12 protein-coding genes are annotated in these 11,213 nt (G+C 60.3%); 6 read left to right on the forward strand and 6 right to left on the reverse strand.

Going from position 1 to position 11,213, the window contains the following annotated elements:
- Positions 1–146: 146 nt before the first annotated feature.
- From IB245_RS13395 to IB245_RS13410, 4 genes are all read left to right on the forward strand, one after another.
- Complete coding sequence (locus IB245_RS13395) at positions 147–857, forward strand: response regulator (RefSeq protein WP_008025454.1); 711 nt, start codon at positions 147–149, stop codon at positions 855–857.
- Complete coding sequence (locus IB245_RS13400; RefSeq protein ID WP_192227808.1) at positions 854–2,212, forward strand: ATP-binding protein; 1,359 nt, start codon at positions 854–856, stop codon at positions 2,210–2,212. The genes IB245_RS13395 and IB245_RS13400 overlap by 4 nt, the downstream gene beginning before the upstream one ends.
- A gap of 55 nt (positions 2,213–2,267) precedes the next feature.
- Positions 2,268–2,720: a hypothetical protein gene (locus IB245_RS13405; protein WP_192227809.1), complete on the forward strand. Its 453-nt coding sequence runs from the start codon at positions 2,268–2,270 to the stop codon at positions 2,718–2,720.
- 91 nt (positions 2,721–2,811) lie between these two features.
- On the forward strand, positions 2,812–3,153 hold the full coding sequence (locus IB245_RS13410; RefSeq protein ID WP_008025459.1) for a potassium channel family protein: 342 nt from the start codon (positions 2,812–2,814) through the stop codon (positions 3,151–3,153).
- 128 nt (positions 3,154–3,281) lie between these two features.
- Here IB245_RS13410 and IB245_RS13415 read toward each other — a convergent pair whose 3' ends face one another.
- Genes IB245_RS13415 through IB245_RS13430 form a run of 4 tightly spaced genes read right to left on the reverse strand, consistent with a single transcriptional unit; the run spans position 3,282 to position 8,405 of the window.
- On the reverse strand, positions 3,282–3,503 hold the full coding sequence (locus tag IB245_RS13415) for a formate dehydrogenase subunit delta (protein ID WP_192227810.1): 222 nt from the start codon (positions 3,501–3,503) through the stop codon (positions 3,282–3,284).
- Complete coding sequence (gene fdhF / locus IB245_RS13420; protein WP_192227811.1) at positions 3,500–6,376, reverse strand: formate dehydrogenase subunit alpha; 2,877 nt, start codon at positions 6,374–6,376, stop codon at positions 3,500–3,502. Before fdhF ends, IB245_RS13415 begins: the two co-directional genes overlap by 4 nt.
- Complete coding sequence (locus tag IB245_RS13425; protein ID WP_192227812.1) at positions 6,373–7,929, reverse strand: formate dehydrogenase beta subunit; 1,557 nt, start codon at positions 7,927–7,929, stop codon at positions 6,373–6,375. Before IB245_RS13425 ends, fdhF begins: the two co-directional genes overlap by 4 nt.
- A complete protein-coding gene (locus IB245_RS13430) occupies positions 7,929–8,405 on the reverse strand; it encodes a formate dehydrogenase subunit gamma (protein ID WP_008025466.1) in 477 nt (158 codons plus the stop codon). Before IB245_RS13430 ends, IB245_RS13425 begins: the two co-directional genes overlap by 1 nt.
- A gap of 424 nt (positions 8,406–8,829) precedes the next feature.
- Between IB245_RS13430 and IB245_RS13435 the strand changes: the two genes are divergently transcribed.
- The gene (locus IB245_RS13435; RefSeq protein ID WP_008036614.1) at positions 8,830–9,579 is read left to right on the forward strand and encodes a hypothetical protein; all 750 of its coding nucleotides are present in this window, start codon (positions 8,830–8,832) and stop codon (positions 9,577–9,579) included.
- A gap of 36 nt (positions 9,580–9,615) precedes the next feature.
- Positions 9,616–9,984 carry a PH domain-containing protein gene (locus tag IB245_RS13440; RefSeq protein ID WP_008025469.1) on the forward strand — a complete coding sequence of 123 codons (369 nt, stop codon included), beginning with the start codon at positions 9,616–9,618 and terminating at the stop codon, positions 9,982–9,984.
- A gap of 107 nt (positions 9,985–10,091) precedes the next feature.
- On the opposite strand, the gene IB245_RS13445 is transcribed toward IB245_RS13440, so the two are convergent.
- Positions 10,092–10,457 (reverse strand): hypothetical protein, encoded by a 366-nt coding sequence (locus tag IB245_RS13445; RefSeq protein WP_192227813.1) that lies wholly within the window; start codon positions 10,455–10,457, stop codon positions 10,092–10,094.
- A gap of 191 nt (positions 10,458–10,648) precedes the next feature.
- Positions 10,649–10,954 (reverse strand): DUF3077 domain-containing protein, encoded by a 306-nt coding sequence (locus IB245_RS13450; protein ID WP_008036612.1) that lies wholly within the window; start codon positions 10,952–10,954, stop codon positions 10,649–10,651.
- Positions 10,955–11,213: the final 259 nt, after the last annotated feature.

Below are 11,213 nucleotides of genomic sequence, written 5' to 3' on the forward strand. Positions count from 1 at the left end.
ATTGGCGGCGATGCTGGGCCCCGAGCCTTGCGCAAAGATGTCCGGTTTATTGCGCCGCTGTCGTTTTATTGCAGGATTGAAATATATGACGCGCTGCCGTGAATGGTTTTAGATGACGGTTCCATTCGCCCCGTAAGTGACCTTCGGTGAACAGCCTTTTAATTGTCGACGACGACCTTGAAGTCCTCGATCTGCTGAAAAAATTCTTCGTCCAGCACGGTTACAGCGTCGAGGTCGCCACCGACGGCGCGTCGCTGTGGGCGGCCATCGAGCGCCAGGCGCCAGACCTGATCATTCTCGACGTGATGTTGCCCGGCGACAGCGGGCTGATCCTGTGCCAGCAACTGCGCATCCGCCACGCGATCCCGGTGATCATGCTCACCGCCATGGGCGAGCTCAGTGATCGGGTGGTCGGCCTCGAACTCGGCGCCGACGATTACCTGACCAAACCCTTCGATGCCCGTGAATTGCTGGCCCGGGTGCGTGCCGTGTTGCGCCGCGTGGAGGACCGCCGACCGCTGGCGCAGGAACGTCCACGGCCGCTGATCGACTTCGCCGACTGGCACCTCGACGTCACCCGCCGGGAACTGCGCTCGCCGGACAACGTGATGATTCCGCTGTCGGCCGGTGAGTTTGATTTGTTGCTGGTCTTCGTCGAACACCCGCAACGCATCCTCACCCGCGAGCAATTGCTGGACCTGGCGCGCGGGCATTGTCACGACGCGTTCGATCGCAGCATCGACGTGCAAGTCAGCCGCTTGCGACGCAAACTCGAATCCGACACCAAGCGCCCGGCGATGATTCGCACCGTGCGCAACGGCGGTTACCTGTTCACTCCAAGTGTGACGCGGCGATGAACTGGCTGAAGCGGATTCGCCGGGACACGGTGGCGCGCTGGATCGCCCTGACCATCATCCTCGCCATGCTCATTTCCCTGGCGCTCAACGGGTTGTTCATCCAGCTCGCCGGCGTCTGGGCGCGGCCGCCGCTGACTGAAACCGGGCTGCTGGAAAAAATGGCCGCCATCACCCGCGTCATCAAGGCTGCCCCGGTGCCCCTGCGCAGCCAGTTGGCACAAGCTGTCAGTGATGAAGGCTTTACCGTCAGTTGGCACCTTGATCGACGTGAGCTCAACCTGCCGCCGGTGGAGGATCTGGATTCCGAAATCGGCTCGACCCTCTTGCAGCCGTTGCTTAAATTCGCAGGTCGAATCCAGACCTACGAGCCGGCTGACTGGACGGAACCCTCGGCGGACGCGCATTACGCGTTGCTGATCGAGCTGCCCGACTCGTCCTGGCTGATGTTCTCCGCGCCCTCACGCAGTTGGGGCCTCGACGAAACGCCGCGTTACCTGATCGTCATCCTGCTGGTGCTGATCTCCACCGCGCTGGTCGCCCTGATCGCCACCCGCCGTCTCGCCACACCCTTGCAGCGCTTCGCCGAAGGCGCCCGACGCTTCGGCATCGATTTCCGCGCCCCGCCCATCGAACCCCTCGGCCCCCAGGAAATCCGCCAGGCGATCCTCGCCTTCAACGCCATGCAGGCCCAGTTGCAACACTTCATCCGCGACCGCACGCAAATGCTCGCGGCCATCTCCCACGACCTGCGCGCACCGTTGACGCGCATGCGTTTGCGCGGCGAATTCATCGAGGATGCCGAGCAACAGCAGCGGTTGTTTCGTGACGTGGATGAAATGCAGGCGATGATCAATTCTGCGCTGGAGTTCTTTCGGGACGATGCGCGGCTTGAACCGGCGACCCAGTTTGATCTGGCGGAACTGCTGCAAACCTTGCGGGATGACTACCGGGATCAGGGTGTCGAGATTGCCTTCAGCGGGCCGCAACGGCTGGTGTATTTCGGGCGGCCGTTGGGGCTTAAGCGGGTGATGACCAATCTGCTGGATAACGCGATCAAGTACGGTAGTGAGCCCGCGATTGAGCTGATGCCTGATGCGGGGGAAGTGCGGATCAACGTGCTGGATCGTGGCCCGGGAATTCCGCAGGCCAGTCTTGAACAGGTGTTTGTGCCGTTCTTTCGTCTGGAAGGGTCGCGGAATAAAAGCACGGGCGGGGTAGGGTTGGGGTTATCGGCTGCACGGGCGATTGTGTTGGAGCACGGCGGTGAGCTGACGCTGCGCAACCGGTCGAAGGGCGGGTTGGCGGCGTTGGTGGTTTTGCCGGTGCATCCGGGGACAGGATTCCGACTACAGTGAATGATCCATGCAGTTCGCGGGCGCTGGGGAAGGCGCAGATCAGAGGAGAGGACTTATGAAACGGATCATCTTGCCGGCACTGGCCGCCATGATGTTGGTGCAACTCCCGGCCTATGCCATCAACGACAAGTACCGCAAACAACTTGAGCAATCCGGTTGCACCCAGGTCAGCGAGACTCAGGGCTGCGATATCCACAAGAGCAAAGCGGAAAACGCCAAGGCCGGATTCACCAACCCCGCGGCGGACAGCACAAATACCCAGACGCCTTATGCCGGGCAATGGGTCGCCAAGAGCGATGCCGGCGCGACCGTTGCGACGATTCGTATCGATGCCAAGGAGCAGGTCTGGGTCAACGGCAAGCGGGTCAATGCCAAGCGCACCGATGGCACGCTGCAGTTTCATCAGGGCAAACTCACCTTCACGATTCAGGGCGATCGGCGGTTGCAGAATGAGGATTACTGGACCGACAGCGATGCCGGGACCAAGGGGCCGATTCAGATCGAGTAGCCATTACATCCTGGGACGCGGCATCGATTTCCAATACTTGTGCCAAGCTGATGAGTGTCAATTCGCCTGCCGCCCTCAGGAAACCCACGACATGAAGCCTGCAAATACGTCGAACATCCGCCGAGAGTTCTACAAAGCTGTCGGCTATTACCTTCGAGTTGTCTGGCCCATCCTTTCCACCATGCTGATCGTCATCGTCACGTGCGGCCTGATCATCAGCTACCTGGAAGGTTGGGATCCTTTCGACGGCATCTATTTCGGCTTCGTGACCGGCTTGACCATTGGCTATGGCGAGCTCGTGCCGAAGTTGCCGGTTTCGCGGATATTGGCAATATTGCTCGGGTTCAACGGCGTGCTGCTCACGGCGATCTTTGCGGCGATCAGCGTGCGGGCGATCGAGATCGCGGTGCGGGTGACCGATGGCGATAAATAAGGCGGAACACTACACACAACCCCTGTAGGAGCGAGCCTGCTCGCGATGGACTCATGGACGCCGCGCTTATCCAGGATATGCGCGTTATCGTTGACGACCATCGCGAGCAGGCTCGCTCCCACAGGTTTTCAGGCCTCCCAACCCGCCCCGCTGACCGCCTCTTGCGCCAACGGATGCAAATCCGCCCCCTGATGCTCTGTCTGCCAGGCCAGCAACTCCTTGCGCATGCCGGGCGTCCAGTACATCTGCAGATGATTACGCACACCGAGCACGGCCTGTTTCTGGTCCGGTTCGGTGGCGAAGTACTGGGCGATCTGGTTGACCATCTTGATCAGGTTGGCAGTGCTCATCGGCGCACCTCCGCTTTAGCGCCTTGATGGCGTTCCTTGAGCAAACGGTGCTGTTCGTCAGTGAACTCCTGGAAGCGTTTTTGCCACTCGGACGGGTGGTACACGCGGCTGACCTCAACGGCGGTGACCTTGTACTCCGGACAGTTGGTGGCCCAGTCGGAGTTGTCGGTGGTGATCACGTTGGCCCCCGATTCAGGGAAGTGGAACGTGGTGTACACCACGCCCGGCGCGACCCGTTCGGTCACCCGCGCACGCAGCACGGTTTGCCCGGCGCGGCTGCCAATGCCCACCCAGTCACCTTCATTGATGCCACGGCTTTCGGCGTCGGTCGGGTGGATTTCCAGCCGGTCTTCGTCGTGCCACGCGACGTTTTCGGTACGCCGGGTTTGAGCGCCGACGTTGTACTGGCTGAGGATGCGTCCGGTGGTCAGCAGCAGCGGATAGCGGTTGTTGACCTTCTCCTCCGTAGGCACATAACCGGTGAGCATGAACCGCCCCTTGCCGCGCACGAATTGATCGATGTGCATGGTCGGCGTGCCATCCGGTGCGGCGGCGTTGCACGGCCATTGCAGGCTGCCGTGGCGGTCCAGTTCGGCGTAGCTGACGTTGGTGAACGTCGGCGTCAGGCTGGCGATTTCATCCATGATTTCCGATGGGTGTTTGTAGTTCATCGGGTAACCCAATGCGTTGGCCAGCGCCACGGTGCCTTCCCAGTCGGCCTTGCCGCCCAACGGGTCCATGACCTTGCGCACCCGCGAAATACGGCGCTCGGCGTTGGTGAAGGTGCCGTCCTTTTCCAGGAACGAAGCGCCCGGCAAGAATACATGGGCGAACTTGGCGGTTTCGTTGAGGAAGATGTCCTGCACCACCACGCATTCCATGGCCGACAAGGCCGCGGTGACGTGCTGGGTATTCGGATCGCTCTGGGCGATGTCTTCGCCCTGGCAATACAGGCCCTTGAAACTGCCGGCCAGCGCAGACTCGAACATGTTCGGAATCCGCAGGCCCGGATCGGGTTGCAGGGTGACGTTCCACGCCTGTTCGAATTGCGTGCGGACCGTTTCGTTGGAGATGTGCCGGTAGCCGGGCAGCTCGTGAGGGAAGGAACCCATGTCGCAGGAACCTTGCACGTTGTTTTGCCCACGCAACGGGTTCACGCCCACGCCTTCGCGGCCGATGTTGCCGGTGGCCATGGCCAGGTTGGCGATGCCCATCACGGCGGTGCTGCCCTGACTGTGCTCGGTGACGCCCAGGCCGTAGTAGATCGCGGCGTTGCCTCCGGTTGCATACAGGCGGGCAGCGGCGCGGATGTCGGCAGCGTCGACGCCGCAGACAGGGGCAAGGGCTTCCGGCGAATTCTCCGCACGGCTGACAAACTCGCTCCAGCGGGCGAAGTCATTGCCCTCGCAACGGGCGTCGATAAAGGGCTGGTCTTGCAAGCCTTCGGTGATGATCGTGTGGGCCAACGCGTTGAGCATGGCGACGTTGGTGCCGGGGCGCAGGGCCAAGTGATATTCGGCGCGGGCGTGCACCGAGTCCACCAGATCGATGCGGCGTGGGTCGATAACGATCAGCCGTGCGCCTTCACGCAAACGGCGTTTGAGCTGCGAAGCGAACACCGGGTGAGCGTCGCTCGGGTTGGCGCCCATCACCAGGATCACGTCAGCCTGCATCACCGAGTCGAAACTCTGGGTGCCGGCGGACTCGCCCAAGGTTTGTTTCAAGCCATACCCGGTCGGTGAGTGACAAACCCGCGCACAGGTGTCGACGTTGTTGTTGCCGAACGCGGCGCGCACCAGTTTTTGCACCAGATAGGTTTCTTCGTTGGTGCAACGGCTGGAGGTGATGCCACCAATGGAATCGCGGCCATATTTCTGCTGCAACCGACGAAATTCGCTGGCGGCATAGGTCACCGCTTCATCCCAGCTGACTTCCTGCCACGGGTCGCTGATGTTCTTGCGAATCATCGGTTTGGTGATGCGATCCGGGTGGGTCGCGTAGCCCCAGGCAAAACGACCTTTGACGCAAGAGTGGCCGTGGTTGGCCTGGCCGTTCTTGTCCGGAACCATGCGCACCAGTTGGTCGCCTTTCATCTCGGCGCGGAACGAGCAGCCCACGCCGCAATAGGCACAGGTGGTGATCACGCTGCGCTCAGGCTGACCCAATTCGATCACGCTTTTTTCCATCAGCGTCGCGGTAGGGCAGGCCTGCACACAGGCGCCGCAGGACACGCATTCCGAATCGAGGAAATTCTCGCCACCAGCCGCCGCAACCCGGGATTCGAACCCGCGCCCGGTAATGGTCAGCGCAAAGGTGCCCTGGGTTTCTTCGCAGGCGCGCACGCAGCGGTTGCAGACGATGCACTTGCTGGGGTCGTAGTCGAAATAAGGGTTGGAGGTGTCTTTCACATCCTCCAGATGGTTCTCGCCTTCATAGCCGTAGCGCACTTCCCGCAGGCCGACCTGACCGGCCACGGTTTGCAGCTCGCAGTTGCCGTTGGCCGAGCAGGTCAGGCAGTCCAGCGGGTGATCGGAGATGTACAGCTCCATGACGTTGCGGCGCAGGGTTGCGAGCTTCGGCGTCTGTGTATGCACGGTCATGCCTTCAGTGACCGGCGTGGTGCAGGACGCGGGATAACCGCGCATGCCGTCGATCTCCACCAGGCACATGCGGCAGGAGCCGAAGGCTTCCAGGCTGTCGGTGGCACATAGTTTCGGAATGGTGGTGCCCATCAGCGCAGCGGCGCGCATCACCGAAGTGCCTTCAGGCACGCTGATGCTGCGACCGTCGATGTTCAGGGTGACTTGCACCTGGCTTTCGCGAGCGGGAGTGCCAAGGTCGATATCGGTTTTCGGGTCGAAGAGAGTAATCATTGCTCGGCCTCCGAAGGCTGCAGACCGAAGTCAGCGGGGAAATACTTGAGGGCGCTGGTGACCGGGAAGGGGGCCATGCCGCCCAAGGCGCACAGCGAACCGTATTGCATCGTGTCGCACAGGTCCTTGAGGATGATCACCTGCGCATCGCGTTCGCTCTGGTCCGGCGCGGCCAGCATCCGGTCGATAACCTCAACGCCCCGGGTCGAGCCGATGCGGCAGGGCGTGCATTTGCCACAGGATTCTTCGGCGCAGAACTGCATGGCGAAACGGGCCATTTGGGCCATGTCCAAGGTGTCGTCAGCCACGACCACACCGCCGTGACCGACCATCGCGCCGATACCGGCGAAGGCCTCGTAATCCAGCGGTGTATCGAATTGCGACGGCGGTACCCAAGTGCCGAGCGGGCCGCCCACTTGCGCAGCCTTCAGCGGCCGACCACTGGCAGTCCCGCCGCCGTAGTCTTCCACCAGTTCCCGCAGGGTCAGGCCAAAGGCCCGTTCCACCAAGCCGCCGTGGCGAATATTGCCCGCCAGTTGGAAAGGCATCGTGCCCATTGAACGGCCAATCCCATAGTCGCGATAAAACTGCGCACCTTTCGCCAGAATCAGCGGCACCGAGGCCAGGGTCAGCACGTTGTGCACCAGCGTCGGTTGGCCGAACAGGCCCTGCAACGCAGGGATCGGCGGCTTGGCGCGGACGACCCCGCGCTTGCCTTCCAGCGAATCCAGCAACGCCGTTTCTTCACCGCAGATATAAGCGCCGGCACCGACGCGCACTTCCATGTCGAAGGCCAGACCGCTGCCGCCGACATTGGCGCCGAGGTAACCCGCTTCACGAGCAATGTTCAACGCTGCACGCAGGGTGGCCACGGCATCCGGATATTCCGAACGAACATAGATGTAGCCGAAGGTGGCGCCGACGGTAATGCCGGCAATGGCCATGCCTTCGATCAGCAGGAAGGGGTCGCCTTCCATCAACATGCGGTCGGCGAAGGTGCCGGAATCGCCTTCGTCGGCGTTGCACACAATGTATTTCTGCGCCGCCTGAGTGCCGCGCACCGTGCGCCATTTGATCCCGGCGGGGAAGGCCGCGCCGCCACGGCCACGCAGGCCTGAATCGAACACCGCTGTTGCGGTCTCTTCGCCGCCAATGGCGACGGCCCTTGCCAGGCCTTCGAAACCGTCGTGGGCCCGGTAATCGTCAAGCGACAGTGGCCGGGTAATACCGGCGCGGGCGAACAGCAGGCGTTGCTGAGATTTGAGATAAGGCAGCTCTTCCACCAGGCCCAGGGCCAGAGGATGGCTGGCGTCTTTTTGCAGCGCATCGAGCACTGACGGCACTTCGTCTGCGGTCAGCGGACCGAAGCCGATCCGGCCTTGCGGACTGTCCACTTCCAGCAGCGGTTCCAGCCAATACAAACCGCGGGAACTGGTGCGCTGCAACTCCAGCGGCAGATTGCGTTCCTTGGCCTGAGTGATCAGCGCTGTGGAGACTTCATCGGCCCCAACAGCACGGGCAAGGGAATCACAAGGCAAATAAAGAGTCGGCATCACGCGTCCTCCCGGCAAGCGTCGAGCAAGGCATCGAGACGCTCAGCACTGAGCCGCGCATGCACCCGGCCATCCAGCTCCAGAGCCGGCGAACAGGCGCAGGCGCCGAGGCAATAAACGGGGCGCAAACTGATGTTGCCGTCGGCGCTGCTGCCGTGATCGTCCAGTTGCAGGCGGTCGCGCAACTGCGCGGCAAGCTCCTCGGCGCCACGGCTCTTGCAGGACTCGGCGCGGCACAGACGCAGAATATGGCGGGCCGGCGGCGAGGTACGGAAGTCATGGTAAAAACTGATCACCCCGCGAACCTCGGCCTGACTCAGGTTGAGGGCATGAGCAATCTCGGGGACGGCCACATCGGGGATGTAACCGATGCGTTCCTGAATATCATGAAGAATGGGCAACAGAGCGCCGGGGGAGCCTTTGTGGCGCTCCAGCAGGCTGTTGACCAAAGGCAGGTGCAAACTCTCATCAGGCATTCAGCAATCCTCACGGTCACGGACAAACCAGAAGGTTGTCGGTCGTCCGAAAGTGTCGGCTGCGGCACTCACACCACGTCACGGTATCGTGGCAATTTCAGGCCGGTGGCCAGGGCACCCTGAATGGGCATCTTGTTGTGCCCGGCACGGTCTTCGCCGCACCTCAGTAAGGGCATAAAAGTCAGATTGCCACGCGGCCTTTTATTAGTCTGCACCAAAGCGACGTGTTCGGTTCTGTCTACGACCACCCATTAAGTCTAGACGAGAGGCAGCCGAAGGCGTCAGATGCACCTGGCACTCGGGATTCAATTCAATAAACAGGGGCTAGCAGTAAATAGAGTCTGTCCCCTTTGCTGCCAGTGGACGGCAAGGCGGCAAAACAGTAGCGTTGCGCCACTTTCATCAACTTTGTAACGGACTACACATGGCCACTGTCACTCGAGTCTCGCGCCTGTTCTGCGCAATCACTTTCGCCGTCGTGATGACCCCGGCGCTCGCCGGCCTGTCGAGTGAAACCCCGACATACGCCTGGGACGGCTACCTCTCCGATTGCCAGAAATTTCTGCAGGTGGTGGCCGAGGTGCAGGCCGGGCGCCAGACGCCCAAAGAAGCTAATCCCGCTATCAAGATGCATCTGAGCACCCTTGAGTTCCATCGCTACTACCTATCCCCGTCAAGCCTTGGCTCCCCCGAATACGCTCGTTGTGAGAGCGGCGTTCCCATAGCGGAAGAGATCGCGCACAAGGGCGAAATTGAACTCAGCAAAGACGTGGACGAGTATCTCGCGCAAGCCCAGATCAAACACCTGGCCTCCCCGGCATACAAGCGCGCTCGCTCTCTGGGCTTCACCGACGTCGGCGAAATCGGGGAACTCGACCAGCACGCCGAGCTGGATGGTGAAGCAAATCTGAAGACCTTGATGATCAGAGTCGATTCTGGTTGCGGCGAACATTTCCGCGCCGCGAAATACGTCAAACCTTATGTGATCTACACCGTCGGTCCTGACGATGGCACCTGCGCCATTAACCGGAACGTCGCAGTGTTGGGCGGCAAAGTCGCGGAGTGGGGCGAGTACATTGATGAAGAAGCGATTTTTCAGTATGTGGGATGGAAGAAACTGCCCGGACAGGATGGATTCCCCGTCAACATTCGAGTCGTAAAAGCGCTGAAGTAATTCGCAGGGATTTTTCTTCGAACGGAGGATGGGCAGATGATCGACTTCAACAACAAAGGCTTCTTCAAACTCAAGCAAAACGAAGAATACGCAGAACGGGTCAGTGCACTGTTGCTGGAAGGCGAGCACGTCATCGACTCGTATAAATCCATGCGCGACGGCGTCGTCTTCACCAACAAACGCATCATCGCCGTCAACGTACAGGGCATCACCGGCAGCAAAAAAGACTTCACCTCACTGCCCTACAAAAACATCGTCGCCTACTCGGTAGAAACCTCCGGCACCTTCGACCTGGACTCGGAACTGGAGATCTACTTCTCGTCGCTGGGCAAAGTGAAATTCGAATTCACCGGCCGGACATCAATGGTAGAAATCTCAAAACTGATCTCCCAACACCTCCTCTAACCCGAGCCCCCAAAAGCCCCGAAACCCCCGGGGCTAACCCACAACCCCTGTAGGAGCCGGCTTGCCGGCGATAGCGCCAGACCAGCCACCACCAACCCCAAAGGCACTCACCCAGAAACCAAATACGACCAAGCCTGCCCAAGCACAACCGCGCCAACAAAAACACTCACCGCCCCGGCAAACAAATGCCGCAGAAACAGATCCTCCGGCTGCTCAAGCCTCGCAATAAGCCACATCCAAGTCCCAACCAACGTGCCAAACCCAGCCATAATCGAATACAACATAAATGGCGCATCCGGCGACAGAATCCCGCTGGCGGCACGAGTCAATTGCTCCACCACCATCCCGACAATACAGCCACAAACAAACCCCGCCAGATTAGCCAACCACAGATTCAGAGTGCCACGACAGCGCACGATCCAAACCCACACCCCAATCCAAGCACCGTAAATAACCAGCGAATCAAACAACATTACTCACTCCACTCCTTGGTTAAAAAAATTCAGGGCCAACAACCCCCATCAGACAACCACACCCCCTGTAGGAGCCGGCTTGCTGGCGATAGCGCCAAACCAGCCACCACCAATGGCCGAAATACACCGCCACCACCCCAAGCAACCCGCCCCCACAGACTTCCTACCTTATCGACTGACGGCTACAACCCTTAAGCCTTCGCCCCCGCCCGCTTGGACCCCGACAAAGAATCCCGATCCCGCGTCAACACCTTCACCGCATCATCCACCAACGCCTTACTCATCGACGTCAAATAATGCGCAGCCCAGGCGTGGCGGTCGGTGTCTTTGGCATAGGCAGCATCTTCGGTGAGCGTTTTGGCGAGGAACAGGAAATCGGAAGCCATAGATAACGCATCGCCGAGGGGGACGTCGCGGGTGACGTGGAAGAGTGGTTGATCGCCGCAGTAGATGGCGGGGGTTAGGCCGATGGTTTTTAGTTCGGGTTGGTTGGTCATTGGGTGCCTCCAGTGACGGAGAGGCGATGGGGGAGGGCGTTACGCGATTGGGAATTGCGTAGAGGGGAAAGCCAAATTTTGTACGGATTGATGCTGCGCATTATCAGACTCCTTGATATGAGGAGCTGCCACGTGTAGTGGTCAACTAATCCCGGACACGACGTTAAGTTTTTCCTCGGCCCGCGCTGGTGCCAACCCATCGTTGAATTGATGAGGCCGAATCCAGTTGTAGCGATGCATCAAAAAATGGCTTATATCG

Source organism: Pseudomonas sp. PDM02 (genome assembly GCF_014852285.1).
Lineage (GTDB): Bacteria > Pseudomonadota > Gammaproteobacteria > Pseudomonadales > Pseudomonadaceae > Aquipseudomonas > Aquipseudomonas migulae.